General features: G+C 39.0%; 16 protein-coding genes. All 16 read left to right on the forward strand.

Going from position 1 to position 14,406, the window contains the following annotated elements; all coding sequences use genetic code 11:
* The first annotated feature begins 276 nt into the window (after positions 1–276).
* A complete protein-coding gene (locus HR065_RS01450; RefSeq protein ID WP_178734147.1) occupies positions 277–1,017 on the forward strand; it encodes a hypothetical protein in 741 nt (246 codons plus the stop codon).
* Between the two features lie 48 nt (positions 1,018–1,065).
* On the forward strand, positions 1,066–1,806 hold the full coding sequence (locus HR065_RS01455) for a hypothetical protein (protein ID WP_178734148.1): 741 nt from the start codon (positions 1,066–1,068) through the stop codon (positions 1,804–1,806).
* Positions 1,807–2,199: 393 nt separating this feature from the next.
* Entirely contained in the window at positions 2,200–2,853 is a 654-nt protein-coding gene (locus tag HR065_RS01460) for a hypothetical protein (RefSeq protein WP_178734149.1), read from the forward strand.
* A gap of 202 nt (positions 2,854–3,055) precedes the next feature.
* On the forward strand, positions 3,056–3,976 hold the full coding sequence (locus HR065_RS01465) for a hypothetical protein (protein ID WP_178734150.1): 921 nt from the start codon (positions 3,056–3,058) through the stop codon (positions 3,974–3,976).
* 75 nt (positions 3,977–4,051) lie between these two features.
* Complete coding sequence (locus HR065_RS01470) at positions 4,052–5,194, forward strand: SAM-dependent methyltransferase (RefSeq protein ID WP_178734151.1); 1,143 nt, start codon at positions 4,052–4,054, stop codon at positions 5,192–5,194.
* A gap of 105 nt (positions 5,195–5,299) precedes the next feature.
* Positions 5,300–6,106 carry a hypothetical protein gene (locus tag HR065_RS01475; RefSeq protein ID WP_178734152.1) on the forward strand — a complete coding sequence of 269 codons (807 nt, stop codon included), beginning with the start codon at positions 5,300–5,302 and terminating at the stop codon, positions 6,104–6,106.
* Between the two features lie 66 nt (positions 6,107–6,172).
* Positions 6,173–6,871 (forward strand): hypothetical protein, encoded by a 699-nt coding sequence (locus tag HR065_RS01480; protein ID WP_178734153.1) that lies wholly within the window; start codon positions 6,173–6,175, stop codon positions 6,869–6,871.
* Positions 6,868–7,344, forward strand: a complete 477-nt coding sequence (locus tag HR065_RS01485; RefSeq protein ID WP_178734154.1) for a hypothetical protein — start codon at positions 6,868–6,870, stop codon at positions 7,342–7,344. The genes HR065_RS01480 and HR065_RS01485 overlap by 4 nt, the downstream gene beginning before the upstream one ends.
* Positions 7,344–7,556, forward strand: coding sequence for a hypothetical protein (locus HR065_RS01490; RefSeq protein WP_178734155.1), 213 nt, complete (start codon positions 7,344–7,346; stop codon positions 7,554–7,556). The genes HR065_RS01485 and HR065_RS01490 overlap by 1 nt, the downstream gene beginning before the upstream one ends.
* A 111-nt stretch (positions 7,557–7,667) precedes the next feature.
* The gene (locus HR065_RS01495; RefSeq protein WP_178734156.1) at positions 7,668–7,973 is read left to right on the forward strand and encodes a hypothetical protein; all 306 of its coding nucleotides are present in this window, start codon (positions 7,668–7,670) and stop codon (positions 7,971–7,973) included.
* Between the two features lie 288 nt (positions 7,974–8,261).
* Positions 8,262–10,292: a DUF2779 domain-containing protein gene (locus tag HR065_RS01500; protein ID WP_178734157.1), complete on the forward strand. Its 2,031-nt coding sequence runs from the start codon at positions 8,262–8,264 to the stop codon at positions 10,290–10,292.
* A gap of 230 nt (positions 10,293–10,522) precedes the next feature.
* The gene (locus HR065_RS01505; RefSeq protein ID WP_178734158.1) at positions 10,523–11,164 is read left to right on the forward strand and encodes a DUF2963 domain-containing protein; all 642 of its coding nucleotides are present in this window, start codon (positions 10,523–10,525) and stop codon (positions 11,162–11,164) included.
* Between the two features lie 73 nt (positions 11,165–11,237).
* A complete protein-coding gene (locus HR065_RS01510) occupies positions 11,238–12,908 on the forward strand; it encodes a DUF2963 domain-containing protein (RefSeq protein ID WP_178734159.1) in 1,671 nt (556 codons plus the stop codon).
* 310 nt (positions 12,909–13,218) lie between these two features.
* Entirely contained in the window at positions 13,219–13,845 is a 627-nt protein-coding gene (tmk, locus tag HR065_RS01515; RefSeq protein WP_178734160.1) for a dTMP kinase, read from the forward strand.
* A complete protein-coding gene (locus tag HR065_RS01520) occupies positions 13,838–14,053 on the forward strand; it encodes a hypothetical protein (RefSeq protein ID WP_178734161.1) in 216 nt (71 codons plus the stop codon). Before tmk ends, HR065_RS01520 begins: the two co-directional genes overlap by 8 nt.
* Positions 14,054–14,082: 29 nt before the next feature.
* Positions 14,083–14,406 (forward strand): DUF2963 domain-containing protein (locus HR065_RS01525; protein WP_420885487.1); only part of this gene is annotated, 324 nt, incomplete at its 3' end.

Below are 14,406 nucleotides of genomic sequence, written 5' to 3' on the forward strand. Positions count from 1 at the left end.
CTTTCCAACCTAACGAATCCGCTGTTGTACTCCCCAACGGTTCCATCGAATCCATCACCACCTACAATCCCAACGGCACAACTTCCATCGCCTACTACAACCCCGACGGATCTAAAAAAAATTAACTCCAAACTCTAATTACCCCCTATAAAGACTCCACCCCTAAAAAAATCCATCTCTATTAAAAAAACCATCTTCATGATGGTTTTTTTCTTTCCTCTAAATTTTTCAAACCAACCCCCACCATCCAACAAATCCCCCAGAAAGGAAAAAAATATGTCTAAAAAAATCCCCAAAACATCTTTCAAATTAATTTTCATAACCATTTTAATGTTCTTTTTAAAATCTACTACTCTTTCCGCTCACGAAAACACCCCGCCTAAAATGACAACAATTAAAGAATCATATCAATACCGCTATCTCCAATCTCGTACTTGGAAAAAAACTAATTCTCACATTTTTAAACAACAATCCTATGATTCATCCGGAAAACAAACAGATGAACAAATTTCTTGGAAAATGGAACCTAATAAATTAATTTTTTATGATACAATCCGTTCTTCCCAACAAACAGAAGCATATATTTTTAACGGACTATCATCCAATCCTATCATTTCCATCATTTCCCATTCTTCCGAAGAAGCAACTGCTATTATTGATTTCAATAATACTCTCAACCAACAAATAAATACTATTTATCAATCCTCCCCCCACGGCGACCACATCCAAACCCATATTATCTACCATCATGATGAAATTTACAACACCCTCCCTCATTTAACAAGAGATAAATCCTCCACCCGCTACCCTAAAAAAAATCGCTACACCGACTACGACGGATGGTTCGACCGTCAACTCACAAATGCCCCTGATAATTTTTACACCGCTTATATCGAAAATAACGCTAGCATCAACCCCCAAGGAGGCACCAATCCCAGCGGCATCACCCTCGATCGCCTAGCCGAATTAACCAAAGAACACAACAGAACCCTCCACCTCTTCTACCTCATCAACTAAACCCCTTTTTTAATCGTCAAACAATCCCCCCGAAAGGAGAACCTCCCCATGTCCCACAAAAACAAAAAACCATTAGCTCCCAACGCTAAAAGAATGGTCTTTATGACTACTTTAATCATTACCATCTTATCCACCACTTTCATCATCGGCTTTAACTTATTAGCCAAATACTGCGTTCCAGTCCGAGAAACCTTAACCGTCCCTACTCCACAAATCCCTAATTTACCTACCCAATCCGAAATGGAACAATTTTTAAAAATCGAATCAATCCCTAATAATGAAACATTCACCGCCAACACTATAGAAAAACGCGAATATTTAACCAAAACTCACAAGACATATCTGGAAACTAAAACCACTATTTTAACCAACAACGGCACCATCACAAAAAAATACCGAGTCTATTTCGACCCCCGCGTCCGAGCGGAAGCAACAATAAAAGCCGCAGTAGAATCCAGCATCACCCAACAAATCGCCAACCCCACCACCAACACACACGCTCAGGCCAACTATTTAAACACCAACTTCACCTGGGAAAACAACGACGACAAACTATTTTCTAACCCCAATCCTAACACTCCCTCTAAAACATTAATTTTAACCGCTACCTACCAATTAGACTATGAACGTTTAAAAAAGGACCCTCTTTACACCACCGCCCTAAATCAAGGAATATCCAACCTAACCTCCTCCCTAACCTTCTCAGTCAAATCCACCACCCCCGATGAAACAATCATAGACGCCCCCCCACGGCGACCACATCCAAACCCATATTATCTACCATCATGATGAAATTTACAACACCCTCCCTCATTTAAGAAATCAAACTGGTTCCTACATCCCTAAAAAAAATTACTACAACGACTACGACGGATGGTTCGACCGTCAACTCACAAATGCCCCTGATAATTTTTACACCGCTTATATCGAAAATAACGCTAGAATCAACCCCAACGGCTTCAATCCCGACGGCATCACCCTCGATCAATTAGCCGAATTAACCAAACAATACAACACAACCCTCCACCTCTTCTACCTCATCGATTAACCAGACCCTAATCCATTTAGGGTCTTTTTCATTGAAAAAATCCCCACCAATCATTAAATCAAAACAACCCACCCCAAGTCCGCAACCGACTCTAAACTACGAGAAATACACAAAAACCAAGGAGAAACAAACCCATGTCCCACAAAAACAAAAAACCATTAGCTCCCAACGCTAAAAGAATGGTCTTTATGACCACTTTAATCATTACCATCTTATCCACCACTTTCATAATCGGCTTCAACTTACTAGCCAAATATCGCGTTCCGGTCAAAGAAACCTTAACCGTCCCTACTCCACAAACCCCTAATAAACCTACCCAAACAGAAGTAAATCAATTATTCAAAGTTGATACCAAATCCGGTTCCAACACCTTCGTCAGCGCTATGCAAGCCGGGAAAGAACATTTAACACAAAACCGCAAATTATACCTACCTACCGAAATCCCTATCTTAGCCAACAACGCTACTTTAGTTAAAACATATGAAGTCTATTTCGACCCTAACGTTCGCGCCGAAGGCCAAGTAAAAGCCGCAGTAGAAACCAGCATGACCCACACTATCGAAAACCAATCAGCCAATTACGTTAACGTTGAATTCAAATGGACGAACAACGACCAATTATTATTCACTGGCGATACAAAAGCTGCATCTAAAAAATTAACTTTACAAGCAACATACACAATGGACTACAACCGTTTAAAACAAGACCCTCGTTATACAAAAGCTGTAAACAGCAACACGAAAACATTAAACTACGACCTTACTTTCTACGTTGAAGCCCAAGAATAATCCACCCTTTAACCTCCCCAGACCCTATCTCACCCATAGGGTCTCTTTTCTTAAAAAAATACCCCAACCCAAGGAGAAAACAACCAATGCCAACCAACAACCAAAATTACGAAACAACAAGAATTTTTCAACAATATAATTACCGTTCCGGCAAAAACACAACGTCAACAAAAAATCAATCCCGCAAAGGAGTTCAAAAATTATGAACCAACCACATTTCCCTTTCCCCACTCAACCACCTAAAAAAAATTGGGTCAAAATAGTATTAATTATCTTAGGTGTTGCAATCATTTCCAGCATCATTTATGCTTTTTCTACCTCTCTATCTGGCTCAGAAACATCCCAACCAACATCATCAAACAATCAAATGCAAAACAAACCCAACAAAAAGCCCATCACAGACCAAGAAATTGACGATTTATTTAAAGAAACAGATAAAAGCATTGACAAAATGAACAAAAATCTCGACAAATTAAAACAAATGAAAAAAGAATCAGAAGCAACCCTTGACAAGTTAGACAATATATCTATAAAGACCTCTCCCATCAATAAACCATCATCTACAACACCCCCAACAACAGAACAATCTCAAACACCAAACAACGACGTTAAAGTAGAACAACCGACTCCGGCACCCTCTGACAAAGACCAAACCGTCCACAACCCACAAAATACAATTTCTATTGACAAAACGAATGACAATAATAATAACAACAAAACAACCATCCACTACAACGCCACAGGACACAAATTCATCACTGAATATGATGCCACAGGAGAAATAACCAAATACATTATTTACTACCCCAACGATTCTCTCATGTCTGTCTTAACAAATAAGCCTATAAAACAATTAACTATTTATCATCCAACCGGTTATGTTTTTAGTACTTCTCATTACGACGATAAAACAGAAAAATTAAACCAAATAACATTTTATAATCCTGATGGAAAAATTAAATCTTCTTATAATATGAAACCTAACGAAGAACCTCATTTTCAAGAAGAAGAAGAAGGTGGTTTTATTGACTACATCATAACCTACAATGTGGATACAGGACTTATTGACAAAAAAACCTTCTACAACCCCGACGGCTCCATCAAAGAAATCATCACACCTTAATTCTCAAAGACTCCATTTCGGAGTCTTTTCTTTTTTCCACACCAAACCTCAACCCCAAAAAGGAAAACAAAAAAAATGAATCAAACAAACCCTTTTGAAATATTCACTCTTTTAAAAAACAATCTCGGTATCAACTTTCTCACCAATGAACTAAAAGTGCACAAAGGCACCATCCTCAGGTGGGAAAGATTGCAAAACATCCCCCATCAATACAATTTAGACCTCCAAAAAATACTCCACAAAACCTCCCTCCAACATAAAAACCAACCCAATCATCAAAACAACAAATTCACACACACACGCTCAGGCATTGACACAATCAACCCCCAAACATCAACCCCCCGAACATTAGATGAATTCTATACCACTCCCCAAACAACCCTCCATTGTTGGAACGTTTTGCAAGAAAAACTAGCTACTTTAAATATCAACCTCCAAGAATATCATTACATCGAACCCTCCGCCGGTTCAGGCAGCTTTTACAACTTACTCCCCAGTTCCCGAAGAACCGGCGTAGAAATCAACCCCTCCCTCAATCCCGAATACATCGTCAGCGATTTTCTAGATTATCAACCTCCCCACAAGGAAAAAAATATCGTGATTGGCAACCCTCCTTTCGGGTTAAGAGGAAACATGGCGCTCCGATTTATCAATCACGCCAGTCAATTCACCGATATAGTAGCTTTCATCCTTCCACCTTTTTTCGCCTCCGATGGCAAAGGCACCCCCGCCAAAAGAGTACAACAATATCAATTAATTCATTCGGAAAAACTACCCCCTGATTCGTTCCAATACCCCGATGGCAAAACAGTAAAAGTATCTACCGTGTTCCAAATTTGGAGCAAAATCACTCCAACGAACAAAACACACCACGCTCCGGCATCCCCTAAAACAGCCCATCAATTCATCAAAATATATTCCTTATCCGCCGGGAAAACTCCCGGCACCACCAGAAACAAAAAGATGATCGATAAATGTGATATTTACCTCCCTAACACCTGTTTCCGAGGAATGAAAACATACGATTCTTTCCAAGAATTACCCAATAAACGCGGCTACGGTATTAAAATCCTCCAAAACAAAACCACCATCAAAAAGATTCTCCAAACCGCCAACTGGGAGAAAATAGCGTTTATTTCTACCAACGGAGCCCTCAATCTAAGAATGAGTCTCATCAACGAGGTCATCATTCAAGCCGGCTACCACGACTCCCCCTAATCCCCGCAACAACCCAAATTTAACACAACAACCACCACACACCACGCTCAGGCAATCAACACAACAAATAAAATAAAAACAAAAATCAAAGGAGAAAACAAAAAAATGACAACCAACAATAAAACACACGCTCAGGCAGAAAGAACAACTCTCAAAAACAAAACAACCACCCACATCGACAAAAACGGCTACAAAACCATCACCGAATTCAACAATGAAAACCAAAAAACCAAAAAAACCGCCTACTACCTCACCAGTTCAGTCTATTCCATCACCACCTACTTCCCCGACGAAACAAACTCCGTTGCCTACTACCATCCTTCCGGCTCCATTGGTTATATTACCCACTATAACTCCCTAGGCAAACCCACCCGCACTCAATATTCCTCACAATTAACCCCCGAAGAAATCGAAACCACCGAACAAGAACGTCAACTCGCTCTCCAATTATATGATTGCACCTTCGAAAACAAAAACAAAAAAAGGGTCTCAACAAAACACCAAAAAAACCAACCCAAAAAACAAATAAAAAAGGGAAAAACAAAAACAAAGAAAAATATCTATCCTCCAATTACCCGCATCACCGGAATGGGTTGGAAAATCATCACCGAATATAATAATTTAAATGAAATTACCGAAAAAATCTACTTTGATCCTAATGAACCTTTTTATATCGTCCGTACCTACAACCCAGAAACAGAAAATGAACCCACCCTCAAACAAACATCTTATTATCCTAATAATTCTATTCGGTCCATAACTGAATATCATCTCGGCGAATACAATCCTTTTCAAACTACCTACTACAATCCCAACGGCACCCTTGATTTTATTCATTATCATGAAGAAGAAGAAATTATCAGTGATCGAGAATTTGAAGCAACCTACGATCCTGACGATATTAATAATTAATAACCACACGCTCCGGCAATTCCACAACCCACACCAAAAAATCAACCCCAAAGGAGGCAAAAAAACATGCCAACAAACAACAATATCAGCAATTTTTTCAACGAAACTTACCAAAAAATAATTAACAACATTAAAAATAAAAACCAATTTCAAGAAAATGACCTCTATTACAAAATAAAAAACCTCTCTATTGATGCGAGAGGAAGTTTCGGTCAACAATTTTTAGTCGACGGCTTAAAAAAAATAGGTTTAAAAACCGTCAACGACAACAATAAAAACAAAGATTGGGACATTAAAGTCAACAATTATCGGGTAGAGGTCAAAACCGCCACCCTAGATTCGCAAAACAAATTTCAACACGAAGGCATCCACAAAACGCACAACTACGATCTATTAATTTTTTTAGACATCGCCCCTAACCAAATCTTTATCAAAGCCGTTCTTTACGATGAAATAGATTTCTCTAAATTGCATCAAAGAGGAGCCGGCAGGAAACTAGCTACGGGAGCAGGCTACAAATGGGACTACTATTTACCCCAGCATCAAGCCGAAAACAACCAAATCAACTCTTTATCCGACCTCAACCACCAAGCCCTCTTATGGCTCGAAAAACTAGCCAAATTAAACAACTCCACCACCCTCCAAAACAACGACCACAATTTCCCTCAACCCACAGCAATAAATACACCACACAATCACCACGCTCAGGCAAGAACACAAAAAATAATAATCAAAAATAACCCCCAAGGAGAACAAAAAAAATGAATGAAACACCTCAAACTGATCTATACCAATCACCAACCAAACAACCAAAAAATTCCCTATTAAAACAATGCACGACAATTTGCAAAAAACATTGGAAAATAGCATTATCTTACCTCTTATTTATTACATCTTTAATCTATCTTTTCACATTTATTATCTTCACCCCTAAAAGAAATTCTAACGACATCCACACAATACAAATGTTAGAACAATCCCTCCAAGAAAAAAACACCCAAATCGATAAATTAACGAAAGCATTATCCCAACGCCCTTTAATCATCAAAGAACGTTCTACAAATCCCTCTCCAAACTACGTCTCCAACCCCACCAACATGAATGAAACTTTAAATCACATTATCAAAATGTATGAAATATATCACAATGTTAAAAAAATAATCACTCTTCCAACCACCCCACCTGAATCCCCACAATCCACCGATCAAACCAACCCGCCCCAAGGAGAACAAAAATAATGAATTACGACCAATACACCCATTTAGAACAAAAATACGACAAAAAAGATCGTCAAAAAGAAAAACGAAAGAAAAAACAAGGACAATACCATGTTGACAAAGCGTCCCACCGGCTCTTTTTTACAACACCTAAAAAAAACAATCCTACCACTTCCCCCAAAAAAATGAAACGCAAAATGCGCCAACTCCAACAAAAAACCAACCCCAAATAATCCACCCCACCATCCAACAACCACACAAAAACACACGCTCAGGCAAACAAAACAACCCCCTACATCAATCCACCCCCAAAATTAAAACAAAAACAAAAAAAGGAGAAAAACATGAATTATAAATTAAAATTACTTATCAACCCAGATGCCGGCTATGTCATGATGGAAATCAACCAAGGAGAAATACTACCTTTTGAACCTGCATATTTAATTAGCACATTAACCTCCCATTTTCCTCATCCAGAAGATATCCAACAAATAAGCATCCAAGACCCTGAGGAGGGATATTATCCCGACGATGAAATCACCTTCAACATCCAATTTAACAATCTTTCCCAAGAACAAATCGCCCAAACAATAAAAAAACTATCCGCCAATTTAAAACAAAAATCCGAAATCTTTCAAATAACCCCCTAATATCATCAATTAAAACAAATCTAAAAAAAAGGACCCCCATTATGAAACAAAACGACCCCTCTTTTCTGAAAATATTTTTCATCACCCTGTGGGGTATTTTTTTTATCCTCATGTGTTTTTATATCTACCACCATTTCCGTCAAAACCCTCAATTTTACGAAAATCACTTTCGTTAAAACAATCTCCAACAAATAAAAACCCCCATCAAAACAAAACACAAATACAACGCTCAGGCAAGAAAACATCAACACCCAAAATCAAAATCAAATAAAAAAGGAAACCCATTTCATGCAATCAAAAAGAATTTTTAAATCAGCTTTTTCTAAATATACTAAATTATTAAAATATATGGATCTAAAAACCATCAGAGAAGAACGCAGAAACCAAACTTTCTCCTTTCTCAAACAATTAAACAATCTCTTATCCCCCGAAGAAAAACAATCCCCTTTATACCAAACCTTCATCCAACAAATCCTCCCCGATGACGCCAACCCCGTCATCAGGGAGCAGTTAATGGATTTAAGAGTCAAAATGCCATACTACAAACAACTAGAAATTGAGTTCGGACAATACTTATCATCCATCGTCAAAGGAAAAATAATTTATAACCCAGATACTTTCCAACAAAAAAAGATCTCCCATACCAAATACGGTTATGAATTCAGTTCGTTTGTGGATGTTTATTACGAAAATAAAGACTCCATCTATCTTTTCGAAGCCAAGGCTGCCACTTCCAAAAAGTTCCTCAATATGACCTACAATCCCTATCCTGATTTAGAGAAAAAGTATTTCCTCAAAACAGAAAAGATTTTCGAAATCAAACCATCCGAAAACATCAACCAACCCCAAGTCTTAAAAATGAAACCCGCTTTTTTAAAATATTTAAGCAATATTTTAAATCCCGACCATGAAAACGAAAAGTCCGTCTCTAAATTAAAACAACATTACCACAATGCCAAACTCCAAAAAGATTACTTAATTGAAGAACAACGCAAATTATCCCGCGAACCAGAATATGAAAAATATCACCAAATAACAACCGCCAAAATTGACAAACTAACCACCGAAATGCATCAAATTAACAAGGTGTTGAACTTTATCAACAAATTATCCCCCACTCATGATTTAGGCAAGAATATTTACGATGTAGCCTATCAATCATGGATCCTCCATCAAAACAACCCCCAGAAAAACCTCCAATTCCGTTTAGTCCTCTTCAACGGTGAATACGTACACGAAGGACAAGAAAAATACGACAATCCCGCTTTATTCAGTATTGTTGATTTAACCGACTTAATGAAACTCATGCAACCTATTATCGAAGCCGACATCCAATTGGTCGCCAAACATCTCACTAACCCTCAATTAGAAAAACCCGCCTTAATGCAAACTTTAAAAACCTACACCAAAATCCCGTTAAAAAACAATCTTTTCACCTATCTCCGTTCTCAACATGGTTTCGTCAATCCCCAAACTCCCCACAAAAGCCGTGATTCAGTAGAAGACCTCCATCAAAAAAACATCTATCACGCCTTAGATGTTCCTTCCGAATTATTAATCCACCCCGATCACGACATTCAAAGAAAGGTCATCGCCACCAAACAACCGTACTACGATTACAAAAAGATACGCTCCAGCATAGGCCTCCTAAAATACCCGATTTACCATCTAGACTTCGAAACCTTCCCCTGCCCTTTCCCTAGATTCAAAGGCGAAAAAGCCTACACCCAATCCGTTTTCCAATTTTCCATCCACATCGAACGCGAACCTGGCAAATGCGACTCCCAAGCCGACAACATCTCCTACCTCGCTCCCGATAATCAGAACGATTATCGTCGCTCGTTAACAGAAAAATTACTCGAAAGCATCCCCGATGACGGAGGCAGCGTTGTCGTATATTTTCAACCTTTCGAAAAAGGGCGTTTAGAAGAACTAGCCGCATTATTCCCTGAATACAGCCCGCGTTTAAACAACATCATCAGTAGAATCATCGATTTAATGGATCTTGTCAAAGGAAACACCGCTCTATATGAGGAATTAGGGGTCCCAAACTACGATATCATCAATTTTTATCATGACGACCTAAATGGTTCCTACTCCATCAAAAAAGTCCTCCCCATCTTTTCAGATTTAAATTACGACAATTTAGCCATCAAAAACGGCGTCGAGGCCCTCGCCGCCTACGCTTCTTTCCATCTCATGAGTCCCCAAAAACTAGAACAAACCAAACAAGACCTCTTAACTTACTGTCAACAAGACTCTTACGCCATGTTTCTCATCTTAAAAAAACTCCGTGAAATATCAACCCCCTCCAACTAATCAACCCCACAATCCAACAAAACACAAATACAACGTTCAGACAAAATAACCACAACCACCTCCATCAATAAATACACCACACACCACGCTCCGGCAATCAACACAACACCCAAAAATAAAACAAAATTCAAAGGAAAAAAACAACAAATGACAAACAATCAAAACAACAACGTTCAGGCAAAAAACACAACAAATAAAATCAATCCCAAAATCAAAGGAGAAAACAAAAAATGACAAACAATCACAACAACCACGCCCAGGCAAACAAAACAACCACCCACATCGACGAACACAATCACAAAATCATCACCGAATACAACGCCACCAACCAAAAAATCACCACCACCCGCTACAATCCCAACGGCACCCTCCGTTCCATCAACGACCACGATCCCCAAACAGGACAAATAATCAAATCCACCGAATACTGGTCTGACGGCTCCCTTTGGTTGATCGCCCACAACAATCCCCAAACCGGCAACCGCACCAAAACCATTTTTTACGACGAGGGGAGAATTGAAGAAATAATTAAATATGACATTCAAGGAAATCCCACCACCTACTATCCCGACGGCTCCCTCAAAGAAATCGAAGAACGCGATCCTATCACCAACAATTCCATTAAAGAAATTAAATTCAATCCCGATAAAACCATCAAAACCATCACCATCTTCAACCCCGACGAAACAAACTCCGTTGCCTACTACAACCCCGACGGTTCTCTTGACTCTATCGAAGACTACAATCCCTCAACTACCAACTACCTCCGTACTCACTTTCCCTCAGATTTAACCTCCGAAGAAATCAAAACCACCGAACAAACATACAAAGACACCCGCCAAAAATATCAATCCCTCCCATCCAACAAATAACCCAAATCAACACGCTCCGGCAAATCAACACAACATCCAACAATAAAACAACCCTCTCAGAAAGGAGAACAACATGTTGTCAAAACAACTCAACCCCAACCAAACATTTCAAAAAACCATCATCAACGAACAAGGACAAAAAATCATCACCGAATACAACGCCTCTTTCAAACAAACACAAATTTTGTATTTTCATAAAAACGAAAACATCAATTACATTGAATTTTTCAACGATAAAGAACAACTAACTGAAAGAAAACACTACAACTCCAAAGGTCAATTAAAACAATTTTCCGAATACAACCCTGAAACAGGCAAGAAAATAAAAATAACTCTCTATAAAAAAGACGGTTCCATCTCCCACATTTTCACTCCCAACCCCCAAACAAATCAATTTACAAACATCTACCAAAACACCACTCCTCCAACATCCAACCCCCAACCACCGACAAATACAACACCAAAAGTAGAACAACCACCACAACCACACGCTCCGGACAAAAAAGACATCAAGAAACACAAACTACTACAAACCGAAACAGCCAAACAGTTAATGAAAAAAATCAACACCAAAAATAGAACCTATACCTGGGAATTAAACGATAAAACCAAAAACTATCAATTAACCGCCTATTATAACGAAAAAAGCATTTGGTTCATCGCCGACTTTTCCCGTCGTCAACGCCACCTCCTCACCAAAACCACCTATAACGACGCCGGGACAATCGCCCACATCGACGAATACCACCAACCAGGGAATATCCTGAACCGACAAACCCACTATTTAATGGACGGTTCTGTCAAAGTAATCTATCAAAGAGATCCCAAAACACAAAAAATGACCAAGATTTTTGATGCCTCAAAACAAACAAACAACCCCCCGGACGAAAAAGACATCAAACAACACAAACTACTACAAACCGAAACAGCCAAACAGTTAATGGCAAAAATCAACGCCAAAAATAGAACCTATACCTGGGAATTAAACGATAAAACCAAAAACTATCAATTAACCGCCTATTATAACGAAAAAAGCATTTGGTTCATCGCCGACTTTTCCCGTCGTCAACACCACCTCCTCACCAAAACCACCTATAACGACGCCGGGACAATCGCCCACATCAACGAATACCGCCAACCAGGCAATGTCCTGAACCTCCAAACCCACTATTTAACGGACGGTTCTATCAAAGCAATCTTTCGAAGAGATCCCGAAACACAAAAAATGACCAAGATTTTTGATGCCCCAAAACAAAATCACCACGCTCCGGCAAAGAAAAAAACCCGCCCCAAACGAAAATTCTCACCCATAAAAACAACCCCCCAAATAACCACCTTCCCAAATGTCCAGCAACAAACAGAAACCATCACCAAAGAATTATTGACCCGCCTCAATATAACATTCCAAAAAGAAACATCTTGGCACGAGTTATTCGTCAACCCCCTTCGTAAAAACGATCTCATGGGCGACGCTGTACTAAGATTATTTATTATTGAATTAATTTATAATTCACCTCAATTAAACCCCTGCAATTTAGGAGAATTAATTTCTAACAAATTGTGGATCAACGTCATGAAACATCTCAACCTAATCCCTCAAAGCGCAACCTATCACAAAAATTACGCCGATAACTTTGAGGCGCTTTTCGGGGTCGTGTACTACGACCGCGGAATAAACGAAGCCAAAAAGTTATTCCAGCACACCGTCGTCAAATTTCTCCAAGACAACCAATTCATCCAATAAAACACCACATCCACACGCTCCGGCAAATAAAATCAACACCCAAAAAACAATCAAAACACCACAATCAAACAACACAATCACAACGTTCCGGCAAATAAAATCAACACCCAAAAAACAATCAAAACACCACATTCACACAACCATCCAACACACACCACGTTCAGGCAGAAAAATCAACCACCCACATCAAAACAAACACACAAATACAAAACACACGTTCAGGCAAAATCCACCACACCTAACATCAATCAAAACCCTAAATCAAAAACAAAAAAACAAAAAAATAAATCAAAAAAGGAAAACAAAAAATATGAAATTAATCGTTTTAGAAGGAATCGACGGCTGCGGAAAAACAAGTTTAATCCGCTCTCTCCAACACGAACTAACCCAACAAGGGGCCCAGGTGATCCTAGGACAAGGATTAGGCAGTTCTTCGTTGGGTAAAGAAATGCGCCAAATATTCTTGCATAATCCTCTCTTAACTAGTCCAACTAGATATTTATTAAGTTTCGCCAACATGCTACAAACCCAAGAGGAATTAATCAAACCTCACCTCCATCAACCAACCATCATCTTAATGGATCGTTGGGTCGGGTCTAACTTCGCCTACCAAGTCTACCCGCACTCAACAGACCCGACCCATCAAAAATTTAATTTAATCCACCAAGATTTTTACCAACCTGATTTAACTGTCTATATCGACATCGAACCAGAAATCGGTCTCAAACGCAAACAAATCCAACCCCATCATAAAACGGACGTCATCGAAGAAAAACCACTCTCCTATTTTCACCAAGTTCGTCAAGGGTATTATCAATATTTAGAAAAATATCAACCCCACCATCATTTATTTTTATCAGGTACCACAACCATCGAAGAAAATACCCGCTTAATCATACAAAAAATCAACCAAATAAAGGAGCAACCCCATGATTAAAAAAACCATGAAAAACGGCAATATCTATCATTACTACCCCTCCGGGAAAATCAAAATCATCATGAAAAACGGGGACATCAAATGGTACACCAAGCAAATCTACTATCCCAAAAAACAATCCTCCACTCCCCCAAAAAAGAAAAAATCCCCCAAGGAAACAAAAATAAAAACACCACGCTCAGGCATTGACACAATGTCAAACAAATAAAAACAAAAATCAAAGGAGAAAAAAAACAAATGACAAACAATCACAAACACCACGCTCCGGCAGAAAGAACAACCCCCAACAACAAAACAACCACCCACATCGACTCATTAGGCTTCAAAACCATCACCGAATACAACGCCAACAAAAGGAAAATCAAAGAAACATGGTATCGCTCCGACGGCTCCCCCTACTACATCAAAGAATTCAACCCCATCACAAAAAAACGCACCAAATACACCGAATATAAAAACGGCACCCTCTACTACATCGCCTACCATCACCCCCAATCCGACAATTTCACGATACCCACTTACTATTGGTCCGACAACACCCTCAACCACATCAAAGACTAC

The sequence above is a fragment of the Candidatus Phytoplasma pruni genome (genome assembly GCF_013391955.1).
Classification (GTDB): Bacteria; Bacillota_I; Bacilli_A; order Acholeplasmatales; family Acholeplasmataceae; genus Phytoplasma.

What these genes read in the sequence shown, in the direction of transcription:
- HR065_RS01450 (WP_178734147.1), top strand. Translation starts at nt 277, where the DNA reads ATGTCTAAAAAAATCCCCAAAACATCTTTCAAATTAATTTTCATAACC.
- HR065_RS01455 (WP_178734148.1), top strand. Translation starts at nt 1,066, where the DNA reads ATGTCCCACAAAAACAAAAAACCATTAGCTCCCAACGCTAAAAGAATG.
- HR065_RS01460 (WP_178734149.1), top strand. Translation starts at nt 2,200, where the DNA reads ATGTCCCACAAAAACAAAAAACCATTAGCTCCCAACGCTAAAAGAATG.
- HR065_RS01465 (WP_178734150.1), top strand. Translation starts at nt 3,056, where the DNA reads ATGAACCAACCACATTTCCCTTTCCCCACTCAACCACCTAAAAAAAAT.
- HR065_RS01470 (WP_178734151.1), top strand. Translation starts at nt 4,052, where the DNA reads ATGAATCAAACAAACCCTTTTGAAATATTCACTCTTTTAAAAAACAAT.
- HR065_RS01475 (WP_178734152.1), top strand. Translation starts at nt 5,300, where the DNA reads ATGACAACCAACAATAAAACACACGCTCAGGCAGAAAGAACAACTCTC.
- HR065_RS01480 (WP_178734153.1), top strand. Translation starts at nt 6,173, where the DNA reads ATGCCAACAAACAACAATATCAGCAATTTTTTCAACGAAACTTACCAA.
- HR065_RS01485 (WP_178734154.1), top strand. Translation starts at nt 6,868, where the DNA reads ATGAATGAAACACCTCAAACTGATCTATACCAATCACCAACCAAACAA.
- HR065_RS01490 (WP_178734155.1), top strand. Translation starts at nt 7,344, where the DNA reads ATGAATTACGACCAATACACCCATTTAGAACAAAAATACGACAAAAAA.
- HR065_RS01495 (WP_178734156.1), top strand. Translation starts at nt 7,668, where the DNA reads ATGAATTATAAATTAAAATTACTTATCAACCCAGATGCCGGCTATGTC.
- HR065_RS01500 (WP_178734157.1), top strand. Translation starts at nt 8,262, where the DNA reads ATGCAATCAAAAAGAATTTTTAAATCAGCTTTTTCTAAATATACTAAA.
- HR065_RS01505 (WP_178734158.1), top strand. Translation starts at nt 10,523, where the DNA reads ATGACAAACAATCACAACAACCACGCCCAGGCAAACAAAACAACCACC.
- HR065_RS01510 (WP_178734159.1), top strand. Translation starts at nt 11,238, where the DNA reads ATGTTGTCAAAACAACTCAACCCCAACCAAACATTTCAAAAAACCATC.
- tmk (WP_178734160.1), top strand. Translation starts at nt 13,219, where the DNA reads ATGAAATTAATCGTTTTAGAAGGAATCGACGGCTGCGGAAAAACAAGT.
- HR065_RS01520 (WP_178734161.1), top strand. Translation starts at nt 13,838, where the DNA reads ATGATTAAAAAAACCATGAAAAACGGCAATATCTATCATTACTACCCC.